Origin of the sequence: Zooshikella sp. RANM57, assembly GCF_050749885.1 — a bacterium.
Taxonomy (GTDB): domain Bacteria; phylum Pseudomonadota; class Gammaproteobacteria; order Pseudomonadales; family Zooshikellaceae; genus Zooshikella.
Genome location: NZ_JBOIUB010000020.1, coordinates 21,395 through 44,108 on the forward strand (window position 1 = coordinate 21,395; position 22,714 = coordinate 44,108).

Genomic DNA, 22,714 nt, shown 5'->3' on the forward strand with positions numbered 1-22,714 from the left:
AAATTCAGTTATTACGATAAACTTGAGTCCGGTACTATTCGTACGTAAAACCCCGTAGCTGTATTAATGCATTTAAAAATACATCATATTGTGTATACCTATTTTAAGTCAATTCGTTTATCAATACTGAGAAACCGCTAAGCTATATTTTTTACATACTTAGTTTTTAACAAGCGTAAAAGTCATTACTCCACTCTGATTCTTAAACTAAAAAACCAAGCCTGTATGCAAACAATATTGAAGTGAAAAGAGCGCATTATTAATTGCAGCTTAAAAACAACAAATCACTTTTATTCTATCCACAGTAAATGAACACTTATCACACTGTTATCCACAGCTATATTCACAGCATTAAATTTATGCTCAATCCTTAAAGCAGTGGAACGACCGAACAACTATTAATAAAACTTATAGCGATTCAATGACAATGTCACTCTGAGGTATGCAAGAGCACGCCAGCGCAATCCCATTTTCCTTTTCATCTTCAGTCAACGCATAATCTGCTACATGGTCATATGACCCAGAAACAACTCTCACCTTGCAAATACCGCATACCCCTGCACGACAGGAATAATCCAGATCCAGTCCAGCCATTTCACTCTGTTCTAATAATGTATCCTGGCTGTTACCATCTTCAATAAAAGTATCCCAACTATCAAAAAGCAAAGTAATACTACGCTGTTCATGCTGAATAGCAGGCTGTTCTTTAATTACTATTTGGAAGTGTTCTTCATATATTTCTTTTACCATTAATGCAGAACAAGCTTCGTGCATATCAGCCATGAAAGATTCGCCCCCACAAATATAAACCGCTCGATGACTTACATCTGGCACCATCTGCAAGATTCTTGACTGGTTTAATCGTCCCTTGAATCCCGGCCAACTCATATCACTTTGGGTAAGCGTGAATATTAATTGCAGAGAAGGGTAATGTTTGGCAATAACTTTAAGTTCATCAGCACCCACTAAGTCAGATTCTGTTTTCGCCGTGTAAATAAGAATAATGTCTTTATCAGATTTTTGTTGGTACCAATAACGAATCATAGACAGCATAGGCGTGATCCCACTACCAGCTGCTAATAGTAAAACTTTTTCATTCTCCGTCGCTTCATTATGAAATAAACCCTCTGGTCTACTCGACTTGATTAAAGTACCAGTTTGGCAATGCTCATGGAGCCAGCTAGAAAATACACCATCAATAGTGCGCTCCACAGTAATCGCAAAACTGTTAGTTGTATCTGGTGCAGAAGAAATCGTATAGCAACGGGAAACAGGCTCTCCATTTATTTCCTGATGCAACGTAATATATTGTCCAGCTTTAAATGAAAGCGCCCAACTTTCTAATAATTGGAACCAAAATGTTACGGTATTCCATGTTTCCTGCACACGATGTAAGCACTTTAATTGGCCTTCTTCCGCTGTAGGCCATGGTATTCTCTTATTAACTGCATCCTGATTAACGACCTCGTTATCAATGGCTGCTTGATATTTTCCATCTGATCGAGACGGTTGTGCAGAAGAACGGTTCTCAACATTAACTTTTGTGGAAGCAACCATTGTGCGAAGATCAACGTAAACGGGCTTTGCTTTTGTTGAAATGATTTCCACAGTATCACCAACACTTATCGTACCTTCATTTAACGCTATCAGGTTCTGACCAAAATCTATTCTGCCCTCAATATCACGTCGATAGGTCATTAAGGTTTTGAGTGGTTCATTCACCGAACTTTTTTTCAGCGTTGTTGGGTTAACTGTAGTTAATACACAGCGCGTACATGGTCTTGCAACTGAAAATTCAACCTCACCAATTCGAATACGATCCCAGCCATCTTCTGCAAATGCTTCACTAGTACCTGAAACTACTAAGTTTGGCCTAAACTGACTCATGCTAATGGCTTCTTCTGTATAGTGGTTAAGGTCTGCTAAAGAGTCTTCAGATATAAGCAGAAATGGAAAACCATCAGCAAAACTTACCTTATAGTCAGGGCTGCTTTTTACTTCTCTGGTACTGATATTTCCCTGATACAGTAATGAGCATGGTTTATCTAAATACTCTGAGAACCATAAATCATAGTCTTGACTACCATGAAGCCCATCAGCTTGCTTCCCCCAAATTTCTAAAGACTGTTTCTGGTTTTCAGCAAACACACCATAATCAATGGCTAACGGCTTCATATCTGGAGCAGAAAGCTGCAGCCCTCTCACGTTCAGGGTAGCTCTGATATGAAGTAACTTATGCTCAGTACGTGCCGTAATAAACTTATTATGTTGATCGACTAACACAAAGCGCCGATCAAATGCTAAACCCTGGAGTTCAACATAAGAAGAAGATAATGAAATACCTGCTATTGATTTAACGGGGTAAATCGTTATGCCCGAAAGTATAGGTTGAGTTTCCTGCATGGCACATCTCCCAGAAATAATGGTCCTAGATATACTTATTTAGACTTCTTTTAGGCTACAGATATTTAAGGCACTTACTAACACAAATCTACCCATTTTAGCGGATGAAGTTTACCTGCCCAAGAGGCACTTGCACAATGCGACTAAAGTAGAGATCATTGCTCAAAGCCCTTCCTTCTCCTATTTAGATTTGTTGCAGGGAAAAGAACAAATGAGTAATGATGATATCCTAAAAAATCTTCCTTTAGGGCAAGCCACCGAGTATGTTTGTCACTACAAACCGGAGCTGCTACATCCAGTTCCCAGACAACTTAACCGATCAAAGATTAGCGTAAGTGATGACGCACTCCCTTTCCATGGAGAAGACCTTTGGACTCTTTATGAGTTATCCTGGCTGAATGAAAAAGGCAAACCTTGTGTCGCAATGGGTGAAGTGCGAATAGATGCCGCTACACCTAACTTAATTGAATCAAAATCCTTCAAGTTGTACTTAAATAGTTTTAATCAAACTCGCTTTGCCTCTATTGAAGAAGTCAGGTCAACCTTACAACGGGATCTATCAGCTTGCGCAGGTGGCACGGTCACAGTCCAAATTAACCCTCTATCCAGCACACCACTCGCCATGGCTGATTTAGATGGAGAACTTTTGGATGAGCTTGATATATCAGTTGATAATTATGAAATAAGCCCAGCTCTGCTGAAAAATGCCACATCAAATATGATTGTTTCTGAAACTCTGCATAGCCACTTATTGAAGTCAAATTGCTTGGTCACAGGTCAGCCTGACTGGGGAAGTGTCCAAATACACTACCAAGGACCGCAGATTGATCGAGAAGCCTTATTGCGCTATCTCATCTCTTTTCGACAACACCAAGAGTTTCATGAACAGTGTGTTGAGCGAATCTTTGTTGATATTCAACGTTACTGTGCTCCAGAGAAGTTATCCGTATTTGCTCGATATACTCGCCGTGGCGGTTTAGATATCAACCCATTTAGAAGTAACTTTGAAGCACTGCCAGCAAATAACTTACGATTAGTACGTCAATAGTTGTTTGGCTAGAAGATGTGATGCTGGTGGTTTAGTAACGAATTGCAGGCTGGCAGCTTACCTAACCACTAGTAACATTACTCTCGTGCATTTTTCACCGTTTAAATAGCGCCAAAACGATATTTAAACAGCAATAAATCACTCTATTTAAAACAAAGAAGGTTCAACGGCCAAACGATGACTGACTTACAGAATAAGTTTCAGGTGAGAAAATAAGTACAAGCGGTGAGAATGGTGGGTCGTGCAGGATTCGAACCTGCGACCAATTGGTTAAAAGCCAACTGCTCTACCGACTGAGCTAACGACCCAACGGGCCGCTTATAATACAGATATATTTCAGTAATGCAACCCCTCAGTCAAAATCCTAACTCAATTCCTCAGCAAGTGGCTGTTTTATGTATTGACTAACTTCATTCTAGTTCACTGCTTTTTACAAAAACGCATCACCAGATTTGTCAGACCAATCCATATCTGCGTTACCTTTGCTCCCATTACATCTAAAGCTACAAGCCCTAATGATGTATTATGCTCGTCATTTATATCCTTTATTGAGGATATTTTTATTATTAGCTAAAAATAATTCTTTAACGAAATAAATTCAAAGAACAGCTCAAACTTACTAGTCATATTTTACTCTTTACCATTAATTGTTTTTATAATAGGGAAAGTTTTTTAAATTAGAATAAGCATATATTAAACTTATTTTCGATTTTTATTTGCTAAAATTATTTATTTTTTGTTAAATACGAAACAGTATAAAATTAAAACAGCTAATAAGACTTAGCAGCGAATTTACACTCTTTTACTGTTTCGCAAGCTAGGCCCAGGAGTTTAGCACGAGCATATAAATTAATAATAAAAAAGTGTCTAACAAAACGCTCTAGGAGTAACTTGGTATTATGCATACTTTTAAGTATTCGGCATTGTTTTGTGCCGTCACCGCTACTATTTTCTCTTTTTCTAATGCACATGCAAACGAAGGTAACGGTTTTCTTGAAGGCAGTCATCTTGATGCTAAATTAAGAAACGTTTACTTCAATCGTGATGGTCGTGATGAGTCAACCTATGATAACCGTGAATGGGTTCAGGGCTTACACCTAAATTATCATTCAGGCTATTTTGCCGATATGATTGGTTTTGACATGTCCTACTATGGTGCATGGGACCTGGACTCTCCTGGTGATAGTTTTACTCATTTACCAAAAGATAAAAGAAACCAAAGAGAAACCAATGACATCAATAAAATTGGTCAAGCTTTTGTAAAATTTAAATATGGTGATGATGATTTTAATATCAACATTAAACATGGTCGCCAAATTTACAATGATAACTTGATTCAAGGGTCTTCATCCCGTGCTGTTCCTAGCTCATTATATGGCACAACAGGTGAAGTAAATATTGGAGAGCTTAAACTCCATGGCGCTTATATTACCCAACACTCATGGCGCTCATCCGGACACTTTGAACACTTTTCAGATGGTCAAGAGCAGGTAAATTATATTCAAGCTTATGGACTCGCTTATCAGTTTGATAATGGGATTGGTGTTGAGTACGACTGGGGTAAGTCAAATGATTTCCAAAAAGCTAATCTCTATAAGCTACACTACACCATGGAGCTTGGTGACAATAATAAGCTTTATTTAGAAGGTATTCATCATACGATTGAAAGTATAGGTGATCCCTTTAAACAAGCATTTACTAACTCTGATGACTTTAAGTCAAAAAATACATCACTTTTAGCTCAATTACATTTTGATTCTGCAACTTATAGTGTTGCTTACCAGCAAACCTCTGGAGGTGATTTCTTCTATGCCTGGGAAAGCGGTGAATACTATGGAGGCTTTAACTCAAGTATTCCTGTTTGGTCAGACTTCGCATACAAAGATGAAAAAGCTTTCTTAGTTGGCTTTTCATATGATTTTTCAGACATGGGAATGCCTGGCTTAGAATTTGATATTAACTACCAACGAGGTTTTGGACTAGACAAACATGACGATGGTTTGAATAATCCAATAGATCGACCAGAAACAGAATGGGGTCGAGATATGACACTAAGTTATGCTTTCCAAGATCCTACCCTAAAAGGTTTAAGTGTTTCCTGGAATAATGGTACTTATCGAGGATCAAAAACTCTAAGACCTGGAAATGTAGAAGATATCGATTATAACCGCATCTATATTGATTACGTTTTTGATATTTTCTAAACAATATCTTTTATGATTTTAAATACAAATTAAGTGTTGTGTAAAATGTTACCTGCCTTGTGACCGGGCAGGTGACTTCTGTAAAAAAGCATTATAATTAAAAATCGACTCAATTGGGTTCTGTAGCAGGCTTTTCTTTATTATCATCTTGTTGTTGAGCTTTATCTTCTATAACACGAACAGCCCATGCTATTTCATCAATAAATGCTTCTCTTTTCTTGCAGTCTTGTGGTTGATCAACTATATCAATCATTGTTAAATGAGTAACGTATTTATCATTAAATATATAACCAATAACAAAACAATCGTAAAATAAAGGTGTTTCTTGCGTTGCTGAATTTAAATCAACAATATTATTATCTTGTGCAATCCAACTGAATCGCAACAATTCATTTTGCTCATTAACTTGTTTATTAACAACGTCAGGACCACTAATTATCTTTTTTTGATACGACTGTAAAAGCTTATCTCGTTCAGCTAATCCTTTCTCTTGTAGCTGTTCTTTTACACACTCTCTAACACGGGCATCTACTTTACACTGGCTTTGCCACTCTTCTATGAGACCGTTTAAAATGAGTAGCTTTTGCTGTGTTTTAGGATTATACAACGTGTGATAATGAAGGTCATTTGCTGGGCTTAGCTGTTTACCTACTTCCCAACCTTCGGGAATAGGTAGAGAGATGTGCTCACTCAGCTGTAAGTCCTGAGCATTAAGGACAACGGGTGCCAGCAATAATAACCAAGCTGCTCTAAATCTTAACATTGTTTAGTCAACTACCTATTATTATCAATGAGATATGACTTAATTAAGCCAGGCTAATTAGTTTAATGCATATTTAACGGCTAATATATCCTTCTTTTTTATAGGCACATATTACAGGCCGTTCCAATAACTTGTGCTTTCCCTGCACATCTTTCCTATATAAATCACTATTATTGTTTAGCCACAGATAATGCACTATTTAGTAGCCATATCTAACGAATGAAACCTCACTACCAATATAAAGAATGTATACTCACTTTTATTGGCGGCAGATTATAACCCCTCGATGAGTCCCACACTTGAACTCAATTCAATAAGGATAATAAGTAAAGCTAATAGCATTGCAATCATTAACAGCGGCATACCGCCAAATACCTGATATTGGGCTTCATTGGCATTTTGTCTTACTTTCCAGGCCATTAATACAGGAAGAATTACCCCTAACACAGCCAGTGCTAAAGCAGCAAAGCCCAATGCCATGATAAAGCCTTTCGGGTAGAAAAGAGCAAAGATGAGAGGTGGTATAAATGTGTATAAAGCAGTAATCAAACGACCCCTGCGACAGTCGCCATGATCTCGAGCATCTGCAATAAAATCAAATAGCCCTAAAGCAACCCCTAAAAAGGATGTAAGCAAAGCAATGTTTGAAAAAATGTTTAATCCTGTACTTACCCAGGGTGTTTTAGGAATTTGGTTACCTAGTGCAGAAATCATTTCAGGTACAGAGCCGCCCTGCTGGACAATTGCCCCAATAGCAGTTGCAGGTAGCACCCCTAATGTTACGATCTCCCATGCAAAATAGACCAAAAGCGGCAACAAACTGCCAAAAAGAATTATGTTTCGCAGGCTTTTCACATCACTACCTTGATAGGCTATGACACTGGTTACACTGCCATGGAAACCAAATGAAGTAAAAACGATAGGCATTGCAGCCAACATAAGTCCATTATCAACGGGCATTTCAGTCAGATGGTGTTGGTTAACTTCAGGAAGCAGGAAAGCAATAATCGTTAGGAATATAGCAATCTTACCCAAAAACAAAAGACGATTGACAAAATCTACTGTCCTGGTACTCCAGTATACTAACCCCCCGGCAATCACAGTAAAGCATAGTGTTGTATTCACCTGAGATAACGGCTGATCAAGCAGAGAGCTTAAGTAGCTGTTTAGTAAAGAGGAACCGCCTGTGATGTAAGCAGATAACAGCGCATAAAAAAGGAAGAGTGTGGCAAAGCTAGCAACTATTTTTCCGGGCTTACCCAATGTTCGATGGGCCATCGTAAACAGTGTTGAGCCAGGCTCAATCGCTAAGTTAACTTCCATGATTAACATAGCGGTATAAAACATAAGCCCCCAAAACAAAACCATTAATGCAATCATTAATGGGAAACCTAAACTACTTGAGCTTAAGGGGAGTGCCAGCATACCCGCACCAATGGCAGTACCCGCTAATATTAAAGCGCTGCCGAGTTTCTTATTACGCATAACCATGCATTTTCCTTAGAGGCTTTCTTGTTACTCACTAAACCACTCCCACAGGAGCTACCCTCTCAACGAAACACAATCAGGCAAATCCATAAGCCGATACAGTCAGTCCATCGAAGTCAATCAGCAAATGAAAAACCTTCATATGATTCATTTTCAGTCATTTTATTCGAGACCGTCCATTGAACCACATGTTTGCACAATATCCATTAGCAAAACCCGTAACTATTGAGTTCTGACAAAATAATATTTAGGGATGAAGAGTGTATGGACGGTGTAATAATCATTTATGATTGAAAAAATAGTCTTATCCTTACCAGTGTCCAAGCACTTGCTCAGTTAAGGATGCAACAGACTCTCGTTCTATTAAGTAAACAGGAATTTTTAATGTACTCAACTCTGGTGGATCATTGTTGACCAATCGAAGAGCAGTTTGGCCCGCAAGTAAACCGATTTCTTCATAAGGACACGAAACAGTGGTTAAAGGAGGCATGGTATAACGTGCGGCTTGATTATCCCCAAATCCGACAACAGAAATGTTCTTAGGAACTCGAATATCCTCTTCACGTAATGCATGCATAACCCCTGCAGCCATATTATCACTGGCCGCCATAATAGCGGTAAATCGCACACCTTTTTGTAAAATCCGCTTTATTCCTCTGTAACCTCCTGCACTGGAGTCCTCACTCCAGACCAGTAGTTCGGGATTGTGTCGTATACCCGCCTGATCCATTGCTCGTTGAAATCCAGCTAACTTTGCTTCTGTATCTAAATAACCTCGATTACCAGCAATGTAAGCTATTTGCTGATGCCCTTTTTTCAGTAAATAGTTAACCAGCATCTCACTTCCGAGGGCATAATCAAAAGACAGTGTATTCACATGAGAAGACGATGCAGATGGTGGAACAAGAACCAGTGGTGCCTTATTAGCAAATTCATGAATTAACTGCTCATTGTATGTACGTGACTGCCAAATCATGGCATCACACTTTCTCATTAATAATGTATTAAGTGATTTTGCCTCACGTTCTTCCTCACTTTGACAAGAAATAACTAACAGCTCCATGCCACTGTCATGAATAGCCTGTTCAATACCGGCAATTAATGCTGCAGTACCTGGTGCTTTAAAGTTGTGTACTAATAACCCCAGCAAATTGCTTTTTTTAGTGCTCAGCGCTCTGGCTGTCAGATTAGGCTGGTAGTTGAGGGCTGCAGCTGCAGCCATAACCTTCTGTCTGGTTTTCTCACTGGTAGCACCAGAACCGTTAAGCACTCTTGAAACAGTTGAAACAGCGACACCAGCATACTTCGCCACATCTGTGATGCTCGTCATATCACAAAACCAACAATTGTGGAAAATACAGAATTGGAAACGTTTCCAATTCTGCTACGATGTGGTACATAATAGCACGACGGAATGTTACAACACGGTTCTAGTTCAAATCAGCGCTGGTTTGATTGTGATAATAAACGGGGAAACACCCGAGCAGTAAGAATGATTATAATATACGCGGAGATGGCCCATGAACTTGCAAGCTGCCAAGTCATTTGAGTTCTTCCAACGAGTTGGAAGGGCAATGATGACTGTAGTACTCATCCTGCCCCTGGTTTCTATTTTAATGGGGATAGGTGGCATAATACTAAACCCGAATGTTCATGCTTTTATACCCTTCCTTGATGCACCTTCCTGGTTATCCATTGGACTTTTCCTACAAAAGGCCGGACAAGCCCTTTTTAATAACTTACCTTTACTTTTTGCAGTCGGTATTGCTTCCACTTGGACAGGCAAACCCATTGCCGGATTTTCCAGCTTAATTGCCTTTTTAGTTATGCATACGGTAATCAGTGTGCTGATACAAACTAATGGTGGCACAACCGCGTTGGCTGAAGCCTGGGCTGCGGATATTGGTCAGCCAGTAGATGCTTTGCAACGTATGTTTGGCAAAGAGTTAGGTATTGAAACGCTGCAAACAGGCGTATTTGGCGGTATGTTAATTGGTTTTATCAGTGCTTGGGTTTACAACCGATTTCATCAAGTCAAACTTCCAGATGCTATCGCATTATTTGCAGGTGAGCGCAGTGTGCCTATTATGGCTTCGTTCTTTGCAATTCTTTTAGGCTTACTACTTTTCTGGTTCTGGCCTTACGCTCATATTGCTATCTTGAGTATCGGTGATCTAATTGCTTCAAATACTAATGCCCTTGTTGTGGGTATGTATGGATCAGTTGAGAAAATGCTGATTCCCTTTGGCTTACATCATATTTATAACGCTCCCTTGCTATTTTCTCCGCTAGGTGGTGAGTACCTTACAATAGACGGGCAAACCATTGTAGGTGACCAAAACATTTACATTGCCTCTGTTGTTGACCGTCTACAAAATAGCAACATAAGCGTTGTCGGTGGACATTTTATTGCCGGTAAATTTATTCCCGTCATGTTTGGTTTACCAGGTGCCGCTTTAGCCATGTACCATACGGCTAAAACAGCCAAGCGTAAAATTGCAGGAAGCTTGCTAATTGCTGCCGCATTTACGGCCTTCTTAACTGGAATTACAGAGCCTTTAGAATTTACCTTCCTATTTGTAGCACCTTTACTTTACGTTGCTCATACCATTTTGACAGGTATTGCCTTTGGTTTAGCGGCCATGCTTGATTTACAAGCAGGTTTTGGTGGAGGCTCAGGTGTTATTGACTATTTCCTGTTTAATGTATTGCCACACCACAATAATGCCTGGATTACCATTGCCATATTAGGAGTGATTTTCTTTGCGGTTTACTATGTAACCTTCCGCTTTTTGATTTTGAAGTTCAACTTACCCACCCCAGGCCGTACAGAAGATCAAGTTAAACTGTACTCATCTCAAGAGTACCGGGCGAAGCAAAAAGAGCAGCAAGCTCAACAAAGTTCATCACAACCTGACAACGATTCTCAGGCAGCACAAGTCATCGCCGCCTTTGGTGGAACAGAAAATTTAGCACATGTTGATGCTTGTTTGACCCGACTAAGAGTCTCAGTCAATAACCATGATTTAATTGATAAACCACGCCTTATTGAACTAGGTGCAAAAGATGTGCTTGTAATCGGCAAAGGGATTCAAGCCATATTTGGAACAAATTCTTCAATCCTTAAAGAAGAAATTCTGGAATTGATGGCATAGTCGTTGGGCTACAAAAGTAGCCCTTTTTTTATTGATATTGGTTTCAGTATGACAGCAACAGAATTATCCTGGTGGCAGACTGCCACCATCTATCAGATATATCCCAAAAGCTTTAAAGACTCAGGCCAACAAGGCACAGGCGATTTACAAGGCATTGTCAGCAAACTGGATTATTTAAAAAAACTGGGTATTGATGCCATCTGGTTGACCCCTGTTTACTGCTCACCGCAAATTGATAATGGCTATGATATTAGTGATTACTACAACATAGATCCTAGCTATGGCTGCATGGAAGACTTCGAATACCTTATCAAAGAAGCACATGCCCGAGATATAAAAATAATTATGGATCTGGTAGTCAACCATACATCAACTGAACACCACTGGTTCAAAGAAGCAATAAGCTCAGAAAACAGCCCCTACCATAATTATTATATTTGGCATCAGGGTGATGCAGAAAATCCTCCTAATAACTGGCAGTCCAAGTTTGGTGGTTCAGCCTGGGAGTTTGTTCCACACCTTAATAAATATTATCTACATTTGTTTGCTAAAGAACAGGCAGATTTAAACTGGGAGAACCCAACCGTACGGCAAGAAGTACAAAAAGTTGTCGAATTTTGGCTAAAAAAAGGCATTGATGGTTTTCGACTTGATGTCATAAACCTGATCTCAAAACAGCAAAACTTTCCTAGTGACGAAATCGGTGATGGCCGACGTTTTTACACTGATGGTCCACGCGTCCACGAGTATTTACAAGAATTAAGTAAAGCGGTATTTATTCCATGGAATGCAATGACCGTCGGCGAAATGTCTTCCACTACCATTGAACATTGCCAGCAATATTCTGATCCAACCAGCCAAGAATTAAGTATGGTATTTAACTTTCACCACTTGAAAGTTGATTACCCCAATGGTGAAAAATGGTCAAAAGCACCTTTCGATTTTATTAGTTTGAAACAAATTCTTGCTGATTGGCAAGAAGGTCTTTCCGCGCGTGGCTGGAATGCTTTGTTCTGGTGTAATCATGATCAACCACGTGTAATTTCACGCTTTGGTGATACGACTAAATTCTTCAAGCAGTCGGCTAAAATGTTGGCAACCGCCATACATGGCTTACGTGGCACGCCTTACGTTTATCAAGGCGAAGAAATTGGTATGTGCAATCCAAATTATACATCTATTGATGCCTACCAAGATGTTGAAACCATTAATTACTACCAAATAATGCGTGACCAAGGCATGACTGATCAGGAAATTATGCCCATCATTCAAGCAAAGTCTCGTGATAATTCAAGAACTCCCATGCAATGGGATAGTTCTCACCATGCAGGGTTTACAGAAGGGACGCCTTGGCTGAAAGTTGCGGATAATTATCATCAGCTTAACGTTGAGTCTGCACTCAATGATGAAGACTCAGTGTTTTATCATTATCAACAGCTAATTAAGCTTCGCAAAACGGAGCCCTTGCTTACATATGGTCGTTTTTCACTTTTGCTGAGTCAACACCCAACACTTTTTGCTTACGTGCGTGAATATAACAACCAAGCGTTACTGATTGTCTGTAACTTTTATGATCAGCACACCGATTTTCCTTTAGAGGAAACGGCCCTCCTGACTACTTGCCAGGACAATGCCGAAGTGCTGCTTAGCAATTACAGTGATACCACAAATAAACTAACTTCTCTCAGGCTAAGACCTTACGAGGCAGTGATATATAAACTCACACATAAGTTAACCGCATAAATCCCAGCAGCAATACCGATACCCTCCTCCCTAGAACTTAAAACGAATAGGGAGGAGTGTTTTTCACTAAAACTAACAGTACCCTAACCTTTCTATACAGGGGTTCTGCAACCAATTATCGTTTGAAAATTGACTTGCTAGATCTACAGCATGTATTGCATAAGCATGCCTTGATGCCGCAGAATAATTCACAGGACTATAATGGGGTAGCAACCCATGCAAAACAATCAATGTCCCTTGCTTTACTTCCAAAGGAATGGCTTCCTTAATATCCCACTCATTTTCAACCAAGCGTTGCATGTAAACCTGTCGATTTCCATTACACACTAAACGTTGGGTTAATTCTGATTGATGACCACCTGGTATAGCATATAAACAACCATTTTTAACTGAAGCATCTTCCAGTGCTAACCAAAAACCTGTTACCGTTATAGGGGAAGAGTGCAAAAATGTCGCATCCTGATGACAAGTCACTTCTCCCCCGACAAAGGGCTGCTTTAGGATATACATTGACTGTATAATTGCAGGCTGCTTCATTTCCAAATCATATGCAAGTCTAGCGATATTAGGCGAGGTAGACCAACGTTTAAAAACTGCATCCTGAGCATGTAAAGCATGGCCTACTTTATTGACCTCTCGTATTGTTGCACCCTGTTTTGTATTTTTTTCATAAAAACAACGTATTTGGTTACCTGACTCAAGGAAGTACTGTTGTTCACAATGGTGTTGGTCCTGAGTTGAGAAAATAACTTCCTCACTCTCACCCTGTTTTAAATAAGGCTGTATAACTTGTTTTAACGTTAAACACTCTAACGAGGATGCAAAATCTTTGATGATAAGATAACCATCACGAAAATAGTCTGCTTTTTGTTTTATCGTTATTTGTTGATTAGCTTGAAAAAATTTTTGCTTGGTTGCTGAAAGATCCCTTAGCTTCACTGACATTTTATCCCAAAAAATAATTTCTGCTTTATATGCTCTCTCACAAATTCAGAGAGGCGAGCCTCTCTGAAAATACACTTATTTTGCTTGATTTAAACGTCTGCGTCTTGTGAATAACAGTGAAAGCAAACCAAAACCAATAACACCTGCAGTCGTTGGCTCAGGCGCTTCAATAATTTCTTTCACTTTACGCTTAATGATTTCATGAGTAACGAGTTCTGGATCAGCTCTCAACTTATCTAAGTCAAAAAACCCTTTTTCACCATCCTTCGTTGTGTAAACCATTTCATCCCATTCAGAAGCGTAGTTGTTCAATGAAATTACGTTTAGCAAAACATTGTTAGCTTTAAGCACTCCAGCCAGCTGAGATTCAGTCATAGAACTTGCTTGGTCACCCGATTCATCAGTAATCAAAATAACCATCTTGACTCGATTATCCCGCCAGTTAAAGCCACCCAATGCCCAATGAGCTGCATGATATCCACGCTCCTGAGAACCATAGGTATTCACAAAATTTACGTTGGATGCAATCGTATTAAAATCCTTTGTAAAATCTACAAAAATATTTTTATTACTTTCACTTCCAGCAAGACGTTCATAACCAGCTACAGCATACCGCGCGTCTATACCATTAGCCCGCATTTGATTGTCCATCGTTGCCAGGCTATTTCCCAACCATGCAAATTCGTTTTGCATACTCCCTGATTGGTCAATAACAAAGGCAACATCTGCTGCCATGTACCCTGCCTGGGCTTGAGTAGTTAAACCAACGCTGATAAATGTGCCAAGCGCAATGGCTGTGGCTTTTTTTGTTATAGCCATACTTCTTCCTGTTAGTATGTCAGTTTTCATTACCCTATGATAGAGGGTCCTTTCTTGATACCATTTAAGCGATATCCACCAGAACATTAAACCATCAAAATACCTAAATCAAGACAGTTAACGTATACTAAAAACTATTTTATTAACTGCGTTAAAAACATATAAAATTAAAACTTCAGCTATTTTGATAGCAGCAATGTTTACATCTACTCCCACAAATTAGTTTCTGATTCCATCTCACAGGCCCAAGGCATAACGATATTTAGAAAAGTGGCTGAATGAGCAAATAATCAAGGTTACTTATGTGAATGAAATTGATAGTAAGCACTTACTTTTAAGGGGGCATAACTTTAATAACCATTCAACATTGCCACACCATAAGTTATAAGTAGATTTCCACAATAATGTATTTATAACAGTAAGACTAAGAACAAAGGTGGAGAAAGTTTATACAAAATCAACGACTATAAAAAATCAAATTTTAAACGTATTCCTATCCTCTTTGAGTTGTACATTCATCTATGATTAGTAGTGAGTGCAATATCATGAGCAGCCATGTTAATTACGAAAAATTTTAAAAGCTTAGCAGTTATAGTACTAATTGAACTAATTCTTTTTACTTCAATTTACCTACACTTACGCGGATTTATTGATGACTACCTACAAAACAATGTAACCAAACAATATGCGAATGATCTCAAGTTTTCAGCAAACTACTTTGAATATTCATTACAACGTATTGGGGATATCCTGGTCAATACAGAATACTTCATCAACAATAACCATCATACAAACTACCAGTCCACGCTGGAAAGCTATCTAACACATCTTTTCAATAATTATGAAGAGTTATTAGGCATTACACTACTTTATACACCAGAATACTTGAAGGCTCACTCTCATTTAGTTAATCGATCTTCATTTGCGTTTCGAGAAACCAAAAGTATATCCCACAAAAAGCTAGATAAAGACCAACTGTATCCCAGGTGGTATTTCAGTAGCTTACAGAATTACTTTAAACATGATCGTCAGTTAACTTGGCATATAGCATTCCCATCTCCAGGAAGCAATAAACAATACTCTCTATCAACGACTTATGTTATGCCTTCATCCGAGGCCGCTAAGGGAGTCATATCCGTCGAATGGAGTTTGGATAAAGTGCTGCAAATCTTACAAGCACAACAAAGCACTTCTAAGTCACTTTTATTTTTTATCGATGGGGCAACCAACAAAGTTTTTATTAATGTTGATCGTCAAAACCCAATATACGAACATGTTTATCAACTTCCTTATATAAAAAAAGAGTCACTGAACGATGCGAGAAATAATACGCCTATTTTCCAGGAAGCAAGCATTTCTGGAATGACTTACTTCATTGCATTAACAAAAACACCTAGTGATATTATTATTGGATCAATTTCGTTAAAAGAGCACATTGACACCACCAGAGAAAACAACCTTTTAATTATTGATATTTATTTTTCCATTTTTATTATATTCTTAATAACCGCAACCATATACACAGACAATTATCGAAAAGCCTCAAAAATAAAAGTAAAACTTGAGTCTGATACAAAGTATCAAAACAAACCTGATATTCCAGCAACCACAGGTATTGATGACGAAATTGTTATGATTGCATTGTATGAGGTTATCACTGACTACACACATAAATATTGTCACACCGCAGAATACCTCATAGATAAGTTAGCGTCAGAAAATAGTGACATATACTATAAAACAGCACATGAAAACAATAAATTATTTAGCCACATAAAGCTTTATTCAGAACTTACCATCCAACTTGGCTCTGAACTTAAAGGCTTACAAAAAAGACTATCAGGTTTAAACGTAAACTCTTTTAAGGAATATAATTTAAAACTACATCCGTCTATACTTATTAATAAAGCATTAATTTATTTCATGCAGAACATTGATACAAACCAAGTTAAAGTTAATGATCTAACATCTGACATTATAGATTTCACAGTGCCTGCAGTAAATTTCAGCAAGATAATCATTGCACTTCTTTGTGGGTCTATATATCGCTCAAACAATAGTTCACTTGAAATAACAATTGATTTTGTTGCTAAAGCTGACTCTGGTGATCTTATATATACTGAAACCTATACATCCAAAAAGTCAGATAGAGATGAAGAGATAACAGAAAATATTACTGGCACACAATCAACCATTGACAAAATAGAAGAAATAAAAATGGATATTGTATTAAGTAAAAGCATCTCTTCTTCAGAAGGCAAGCTACAGATAACACCTTTACCTGAAAATGGTTTATGCTGTCACTTTACCTTTCCCGCTAAGACCCACCAAGTCATCCCCTGATTTTTTCAATAATATTTTTGCCCTGTACCAGATGCTATCAGCTTTGAAATATATTCGAATTTTTGAGGGTCATCGTCGACAAATAAAATACCTATTTTAAACCCTTCAGCCTCCATTTTTTTATCAAGAGATTGAAGTAAATAAATACAGCCATTGATTCGGGCAATATCTGAAGCCTGTTCCCCTTGCTCAAAATCAATTACAGCTTGTTCAAATAACTGTGGAATACCATCAGCTTTTCTCGCAATCACTTTTATCTCTTTCAGCGTAATTGTTTCTATCGCACAAGGCATGGCTTTATCGTGAACACGAACGATGACTTGCCCCTTATGCTTGCCTTTACTCCCACTTGAAGGCACAGGGCTTGATGCTTGAGCACTTCCTCCTGTGAGTACACTCACCGACGATTGATGGGTTGCCATTCCACCAGAAGGTGCTCCTCCAGCAGGTTTAGCTTTTCCTGTGAGTGCTTCTAGTGAGGAGCTTACTGCATCACCTGACTCAGCAGGACGCCCTTGTCCTTTAATACGATCAGCAGACACGCGCTTGGAAAGTACTTTCACAATTTTTGAAATTAATTGGTCATTAGAAAATGGCTTCCCTATATAATCACTGACGCCTGCCTCTATTGCCTGTAACACATGCTCTCGATCACCTCGGCTGGTCACCATGATAAAAGGCGTTTTTCGATCAGGGAACTCCTCACGTAACCACTGCAATAGCTCTAGACCACTGAGTTCTGGCATTTCCCAATCACAAAGTACTAAATCATAAATATTCTTTTCCAATAGTGACTGCGCACGACGCCCATTCACAGCGTCTTCCAGAATGAAATGAGGAAATCGGCTACGTACAGCTTTTTTAATCAAATCGCGTATGAATGAAGCATCATCCACAACCAGCAATTTTACCTTCTGCATAGATCACCCAGATAAATCAGAAGTTATCTTTATGAATATAGTCGATTGAGCGCTAGCATGTGTGTAATCACAAAGCGCGTTTAGTACCGAATATATTCACAACTAAGGGTATAGTGGCTTGCTAATTACTATTAGATATTAATACAAGGGCAGTTAATGCGAATATTTAATCAATATTGAGTGGCATAGGGGTATCATTAAAGACAGGCTGATAAATTTTTTCAACACGCTTAGAACGTTTAAGCTCTTTTAATTCTAGATTAAATGATTCAATGAGTTGAACGTGTTTTGGATTAATTTTATTTAACATTAATCGATAAGCAGCGACCGTAACAGGTTTTTTTAAAAACTTTATTTTGTCTTTCACACCTTTACTAAAATTCTGATTCAATAAACTATTGAACACATGAGGTTCCAAAGGTAATAAATCAATTCTTCGGGCAACCAACTTTTTAATATTGATAAGGTCTGACGTAGACCAAGAGGCTTTAACAAATCCACTTGCTAATGCTTCATCCAACTCTGGACCATAGGTATAAGAATAAGTAACACCAATCACTAAGCCTTTAAGATCTTTAATTGTTGACCACTCATATTTTCGATCAGCTAAATGATAGAAGTAACGAGGTAACGTAAGAATAGGATCTGAAAAATAAAAATATTTAGCTCGTTCTTCACTTTTTATCCAAATAACAGAACCTTCCCAGCGTCCAATTCGGGCGTTCTCATAAGCTCTAGGCCATGGAAAGAAATCATAACGAACCGTTATTCCTAACCTCGAAAATACCTCAGTAACAATTTGAGCAGATGGACCAAAGTGTGGCAATTTTTCTGATAGAAAAGGCTCCCATTCACCGTTTGTCAGTCGTATAGTTTGCTCTGCACAACTGATAGATATCTGCAACAAACAAACGAATAGTGTCAGATATTTGACTATAGCCATCTCCTGTGTCGTCACCTCCAACTCGACTTAATCTTATAAATACTAGCTGAAAACAACAATATAGGCCCACAGGACAAAAGAGTTAATTAACCCTCTAATGGTGAAAACTTATGTGGAAGTTTATGTGAACGTTGGCAGTTAATCACTCATGTATTAACTGCACATGTTGGTTTAGTGAGCACATCAGCCAACGAGTTGATTATGAATTAATCCGTGTAACTTGCTTAATATGCCATTAGATAAGCAACTAAAGATATCTGGTATAAAATGTAGTAAAAGGAATATGTTTAATAATGGCTCAACATAACTCAAACTATTTCTACTGAATTTCAGCTATCCTTAAGCACTTCTTCTTTCATTCGCTTCAAGCCAATATAGCGCACATCTTGACCTTTAACTAAATAAATAACATGCTCAGCAATATTGCGTGCATGGTCGCCAATACGTTCAAGGGAGCGTAAAACCCAAATAATATTGAGTACACGGGTAATACTTCTTGGATCTTCCATCATAAAAGTCACAAGTTCACGCATGGCCGTTTTATACTCCAGGTCTACTGACTTGTCTTCCTGTGCCACACGAAAAGCAAGCTCTGGATCAAAACGGGCAAAGGCTGTCAGTGCATCCTGAATCATTCGACGCACTCTAGAGCCGATATGTCGTGTTTCAATATAACCTCGCGGCGCTTCACCTTCCTCAGTCAGCTTGATAGCATGACGGGCAATTTTTGCCGCTTCATCTCCAACGCGCTCAAGATCTGTCGCAGCTTTACTACAGGCTAAAACTAAGCGTAAATCGATCGCTGCAGGTTGCCGTCTAGCCAAAATTCGAGTGCACTCTTCATCAATATGCAACTCCATCTGATTGATATCATCATCCTTACGTCGTACTTCTTTCGCTAAACCACTATCAGCATCAATTAATGCACGCATCGCATCACTGACCTGCTTTTCGACTAAGCCTCCCATAGACAACAGTTGGTTTTTTATTTCTTCCAGTTCATTGTTAAACTGTTGAGAAATGTGCTGCGAATACATGTCTGGGTTTTTATCCATGGTAAGCCTCAAAAAGGATGGTATTTCGAAATAGCATACCCTTTAATGTTAACACAAATGATTTTTTTGCATGTCCAAACAATGACATCAACTTAATTACCAATATCCATATTATGTATAATTAATGGACAGTAAATAATGTCTTTGTAAATACATTAGTAATGACATAGCATGATAAATCGTCTTTATAGGGTATATGCTTAACTACTTATTACTACAAACTATTTAAACCACCTGCAAGCACAAAATTATGATATTCGCAAACGCTCAATTTAAAAAATGTACCAAGGTTTAACAACGCTTAGCCATAGCGTCCGGTAATATAATCTTCGGTTTGTTTTTCTTTAGGATTTGTAAATAAGCTATCTGTATCACCAAATTCCACTAATTTTCCCATGTACATAAAAGCAGTGTAGTCTGATACTCGCGCGGCTTGTTGCATATTATGTGTCACAATGACAATGGTATATTTTGATTTTAATTCATTAATCAATTCTTCAATTTTCAATGTAGAGATAGGGTCTAATGCTGAAGCTGGTTCATCCAATAACAAAACCTCAGGCTCTACAGCAATGGTCCGGGCTATCACCAAACGCTGTTGCTGACCACCTGACATACCTAACGCACTCTCGTGTAAACGGTCTTTCACTTCTTCCCAAAGTGCAGCACCCTTAAGGGCCCACTCTACAACTTCATCAAGAATACGTTTTTTATTGATACCTTGAATACGCAATCCATAGGCAACATTTTCATAGATACTTTTGGGAAAAGGGTTTGGCTTTTGAAATACCATGCCAACTCGACGACGAAGATCAGCTACATTCACACCTTTTGCATAAATATCTTGACCATCAAGCAATATGTTTCCATTAACCCGACACCCATCGACTAAATCATTCATCCGATTAAGGGTGCGTAATAAAGTCGACTTACCACAGCCTGATGGACCAATGAATGATGTAACACGTTTTTGCGGAATACTCATTGATACATCATACAGCGCTTGTTTTTCATCATAAAAAAGGTTGAGACCATTGATATCCAAACATGTTGTTTCAGAACCAATGTCTAAATCCTGTTTTACTCGACCAAGAGACTGCATATTAATTGCATGCGCCTTTTTATCAGCCTGTTGCTGATCAGTACTTAAATCTACCGTTGCCTCAGACATAACTGCACTCTTGCTAACATTATAATGGAAACTCGTTAGTTAGACTTCCAAAGCCTTATATTTCTCTCGTAAATGGTTGCGAATTGCCACCGCAGATAAATTCAATATGGCAATTACAACCACCAGTAATAATGCAGTGGCATAAACCAGTGGTCTGGCAGCCTCCACATTCGGACTCTGGAAGCCAACATCGTAAATATGAAAGCCCAGATGCATGAACTTCTGATCTAAGTGTAAATAGGGATAATTACCATCCAGTGGCAAAGAGGGGGCTAATTTAACCACACCCACCAACATCAATGGAGCAACTTCCCCTGCCGCTCTAGCAACTGCAAGGATCAAACCTGTCATCATCGCTGGACTGGCCATAGGCAACACCACCCGCCATAACGTTTCAGCCTTAGTAGCACCTAACGCTAAACTACCTTCACGTACAGAGCGAGGGATACGTGATAAGCCCTCCTCTGTCGCCACAATAACAACAGGCAATGTTAGCAACGCTAGTGTAATTGAAGCCCATAACAGACCTGGTGTACCCAATGTAGGTGCTGGCAACGCCTCAGGAAAAAATGTCTCATCAACCGCTGCCCCCATGAAGTAAACAAAAAATCCTAAGCCGAATACGCCATAAACAATGGAAGGAACACCTGCAAGGTTATTCACAGCAATACGGATCATGCGTGTCACTACACCCTGGTGTGCATACTCCCGCAAATACACAGCAGCAATAACCCCAAAAGGCGTCACAATGACCGACATTAGAATGACCATCATCACTGTGCCGAAGATAGCAGGAAAAATGCCCCCTTCAGTATTCGCCTCACGTGGATCATCAGCGACAAATTCCCAGACCTTGTCACCATAGTGCGCAATCTTATCAAGCAGTGACATTGCATTTGGTTGAAAAGCTCTTACCACACTACCAATAGACAGCGTCACCTGCCGACCATCAACCGTTTCGGCTACAAAGTGGTCTTGATTAAACTGCTGGTACAACTCACCTAAACGCTGTTCAAGCTGCTTATATTGTTGTTGAAACTCAGCACGCTCTAACTGTAGCTGGGCTTGAGCCACATCAGTCAATTTAGCTTCTAACTCAAGTCGACGCTCTTGCAGCCGTAAACGTTCAAGTGAAGCATTGATTCGACCTATTTGATGCTTCTCTATTTCATAAATGGCATCGTGTATTTCTTCAGCCCTGGCAATGCGTTGTTGGAAAGTATCCCACAATGGTTTGTCATCTAAGATAGGCTTGTCACCCTCTCTGACTTCTTTTAAAAAACCATAGAAATTTCCCCACTCACGACGCTCTATCACCATGATTTTCTTGGGAAGATCTACATGCTGTAAAAAAGCGGGCAAAATCCACTGGAAATCACTGCCATACACATCACGGTTACCCACCTTAATGAGCTGGCGCTCCATGAATTCAATATCATTATCAGAAATTGATATACCCGAATCACGTAGTCGTTGAACGGAAACTTCTTCTGATTCAACCACCTCTCCAGCAATAATGACAGGCTCTTTACCTGGCACGGCATAATTAGCCTGAAAAACATCAGCAGGCCAAAAGTGCCCTAAACCTCGAATGGCTATCAGCGCAAGTAAGCCAACAACCATAATGATACTAATGGCAACAGCCCCGGCATTTAGCCAAACCCAAGGCTCTCCACTTTTATACCAGTTTTTTAATCCTATGCGCATAAGACAC

At 39.0% G+C, this 22,714-nt stretch carries 16 protein-coding genes and 1 tRNA gene; 5 read left to right on the plus strand and 12 right to left on the minus strand.

Features of this window, described 5'->3' with window-relative positions; genetic code table 11:
- Window positions 1-408 precede the first annotated feature (408 nt).
- Window positions 409-2,403, minus strand: coding sequence for an MOSC domain-containing protein (locus ACQ96U_RS24770; RefSeq protein WP_431723959.1), 1,995 nt, complete (start codon window positions 2,401-2,403; stop codon window positions 409-411).
- Window positions 2,404-2,614: 211 nt separating this feature from the next.
- On the opposite strand from ACQ96U_RS24770, the gene queF reads away from it, so the two are divergent.
- Complete coding sequence (queF, locus tag ACQ96U_RS24775; protein WP_431723960.1) at window positions 2,615-3,451, plus strand: NADPH-dependent 7-cyano-7-deazaguanine reductase QueF; 837 nt, start codon at window positions 2,615-2,617, stop codon at window positions 3,449-3,451.
- 232 nt (window positions 3,452-3,683) lie between these two features.
- Here queF and ACQ96U_RS24780 read toward each other — a convergent pair.
- Window positions 3,684-3,759 (minus strand) — tRNA-Lys (locus ACQ96U_RS24780).
- A gap of 591 nt (window positions 3,760-4,350) precedes the next feature.
- Here ACQ96U_RS24780 and ACQ96U_RS24785 point away from each other — a divergent pair.
- Window positions 4,351-5,655 (plus strand): OprD family outer membrane porin, encoded by a 1,305-nt coding sequence (locus ACQ96U_RS24785; protein ID WP_431723961.1) that lies wholly within the window; start codon window positions 4,351-4,353, stop codon window positions 5,653-5,655.
- Between the two features lie 109 nt (window positions 5,656-5,764).
- Here the strand turns inward: ACQ96U_RS24785 and ACQ96U_RS24790 are convergent, their stop codons facing one another.
- The 3 genes from ACQ96U_RS24790 to ACQ96U_RS24800 all read right to left on the minus strand — a co-directional run bounded on the left by ACQ96U_RS24790 (window position 5,765) and on the right by ACQ96U_RS24800 (window position 9,236).
- The gene (locus tag ACQ96U_RS24790) at window positions 5,765-6,418 is read right to left on the minus strand and encodes a hypothetical protein (RefSeq protein ID WP_431723962.1); all 654 of its coding nucleotides are present in this window, start codon (window positions 6,416-6,418) and stop codon (window positions 5,765-5,767) included.
- 273 nt (window positions 6,419-6,691) lie between these two features.
- Window positions 6,692-7,903, minus strand: coding sequence for an aromatic amino acid transport family protein (locus ACQ96U_RS24795; protein ID WP_431723963.1), 1,212 nt, complete (start codon window positions 7,901-7,903; stop codon window positions 6,692-6,694).
- Between the two features lie 313 nt (window positions 7,904-8,216).
- Entirely contained in the window at window positions 8,217-9,236 is a 1,020-nt protein-coding gene (locus tag ACQ96U_RS24800) for a LacI family DNA-binding transcriptional regulator (RefSeq protein WP_431723964.1), read from the minus strand.
- A 190-nt stretch (window positions 9,237-9,426) separates the two neighbouring features.
- Here ACQ96U_RS24800 and ACQ96U_RS24805 point away from each other — a divergent pair, with 190 nt between their 5' ends.
- Entirely contained in the window at window positions 9,427-11,061 is a 1,635-nt protein-coding gene (locus ACQ96U_RS24805) for a PTS transporter subunit EIIC (protein WP_431723965.1), read from the plus strand.
- A gap of 48 nt (window positions 11,062-11,109) precedes the next feature.
- Window positions 11,110-12,804, plus strand: a complete 1,695-nt coding sequence (treC, locus tag ACQ96U_RS24810) for an alpha,alpha-phosphotrehalase (protein WP_431723966.1) — start codon at window positions 11,110-11,112, stop codon at window positions 12,802-12,804.
- Between the two features lie 72 nt (window positions 12,805-12,876).
- Here the strand turns inward: treC and ACQ96U_RS24815 are convergent, their stop codons facing one another.
- Both ACQ96U_RS24815 and ACQ96U_RS24820 read right to left on the minus strand, forming a co-directional pair.
- Window positions 12,877-13,743: a phytanoyl-CoA dioxygenase family protein gene (locus tag ACQ96U_RS24815; RefSeq protein WP_431723967.1), complete on the minus strand. Its 867-nt coding sequence runs from the start codon at window positions 13,741-13,743 to the stop codon at window positions 12,877-12,879.
- An 81-nt stretch (window positions 13,744-13,824) separates the two neighbouring features.
- Window positions 13,825-14,568, minus strand: coding sequence for a vWA domain-containing protein (locus ACQ96U_RS24820; RefSeq protein WP_431723968.1), 744 nt, complete (start codon window positions 14,566-14,568; stop codon window positions 13,825-13,827).
- 555 nt (window positions 14,569-15,123) lie between these two features.
- On the opposite strand from ACQ96U_RS24820, the gene ACQ96U_RS24825 reads away from it, so the two are divergent.
- Window positions 15,124-16,911 carry a hypothetical protein gene (locus ACQ96U_RS24825; RefSeq protein ID WP_431723969.1) on the plus strand — a complete coding sequence of 596 codons (1,788 nt, stop codon included), beginning with the start codon at window positions 15,124-15,126 and terminating at the stop codon, window positions 16,909-16,911.
- Window positions 16,912-16,916: 5 nt separating this feature from the next.
- On the opposite strand, the gene ACQ96U_RS24830 is transcribed toward ACQ96U_RS24825, so the two are convergent.
- The 5 genes from ACQ96U_RS24830 to pstA form a co-directional block, all read right to left on the minus strand.
- On the minus strand, window positions 16,917-17,831 hold the full coding sequence (locus tag ACQ96U_RS24830) for a response regulator (RefSeq protein ID WP_431723970.1): 915 nt from the start codon (window positions 17,829-17,831) through the stop codon (window positions 16,917-16,919).
- Window positions 17,832-17,997: 166 nt separating this feature from the next.
- The gene (locus ACQ96U_RS24835; RefSeq protein ID WP_431723971.1) at window positions 17,998-18,774 is read right to left on the minus strand and encodes a substrate-binding periplasmic protein; all 777 of its coding nucleotides are present in this window, start codon (window positions 18,772-18,774) and stop codon (window positions 17,998-18,000) included.
- A 329-nt stretch (window positions 18,775-19,103) separates the two neighbouring features.
- Window positions 19,104-19,829, minus strand: a complete 726-nt coding sequence (gene phoU, locus ACQ96U_RS24840) for a phosphate signaling complex protein PhoU (protein ID WP_431723972.1) — start codon at window positions 19,827-19,829, stop codon at window positions 19,104-19,106.
- A 301-nt stretch (window positions 19,830-20,130) separates the two neighbouring features.
- Entirely contained in the window at window positions 20,131-20,931 is an 801-nt protein-coding gene (gene pstB / locus ACQ96U_RS24845) for a phosphate ABC transporter ATP-binding protein PstB (protein WP_215819025.1), read from the minus strand.
- 108 nt (window positions 20,932-21,039) lie between these two features.
- Window positions 21,040-22,707, minus strand: a complete 1,668-nt coding sequence (gene pstA, locus ACQ96U_RS24850) for a phosphate ABC transporter permease PstA (RefSeq protein ID WP_431723973.1) — start codon at window positions 22,705-22,707, stop codon at window positions 21,040-21,042.
- Window positions 22,708-22,714 lie beyond the last annotated feature (7 nt).

Coding starts and splice junctions, on each gene's coding strand:
- ACQ96U_RS24830 (WP_431723970.1), bottom strand. CDS start 17,831: ATGCAGAAGGTAAAATTGCTGGTTGTGGATGATGCTTCATTCATACGC.
- treC (WP_431723966.1), top strand. CDS start 11,110: ATGACAGCAACAGAATTATCCTGGTGGCAGACTGCCACCATCTATCAG.
- ACQ96U_RS24795 (WP_431723963.1), bottom strand. CDS start 7,903: ATGCGTAATAAGAAACTCGGCAGCGCTTTAATATTAGCGGGTACTGCC.
- ACQ96U_RS24790 (WP_431723962.1), bottom strand. CDS start 6,418: ATGTTAAGATTTAGAGCAGCTTGGTTATTATTGCTGGCACCCGTTGTC.
- ACQ96U_RS24770 (WP_431723959.1), bottom strand. CDS start 2,403: ATGCAGGAAACTCAACCTATACTTTCGGGCATAACGATTTACCCCGTT.
- ACQ96U_RS24820 (WP_431723968.1), bottom strand. CDS start 14,568: ATGGCTATAACAAAAAAAGCCACAGCCATTGCGCTTGGCACATTTATC.
- pstA (WP_431723973.1), bottom strand. CDS start 22,707: ATGCGCATAGGATTAAAAAACTGGTATAAAAGTGGAGAGCCTTGGGTT.
- phoU (WP_431723972.1), bottom strand. CDS start 19,829: ATGGATAAAAACCCAGACATGTATTCGCAGCACATTTCTCAACAGTTT.
- ACQ96U_RS24800 (WP_431723964.1), bottom strand. CDS start 9,236: ATGACGAGCATCACAGATGTGGCGAAGTATGCTGGTGTCGCTGTTTCA.
- ACQ96U_RS24805 (WP_431723965.1), top strand. CDS start 9,427: ATGAACTTGCAAGCTGCCAAGTCATTTGAGTTCTTCCAACGAGTTGGA.
- queF (WP_431723960.1), top strand. CDS start 2,615: ATGAGTAATGATGATATCCTAAAAAATCTTCCTTTAGGGCAAGCCACC.
- ACQ96U_RS24835 (WP_431723971.1), bottom strand. CDS start 18,774: ATGGCTATAGTCAAATATCTGACACTATTCGTTTGTTTGTTGCAGATA.
- ACQ96U_RS24825 (WP_431723969.1), top strand. CDS start 15,124: ATGTTAATTACGAAAAATTTTAAAAGCTTAGCAGTTATAGTACTAATT.
- ACQ96U_RS24785 (WP_431723961.1), top strand. CDS start 4,351: ATGCATACTTTTAAGTATTCGGCATTGTTTTGTGCCGTCACCGCTACT.
- pstB (WP_215819025.1), bottom strand. CDS start 20,931: ATGCAGTCTCTTGGTCGAGTAAAACAGGATTTAGACATTGGTTCTGAA.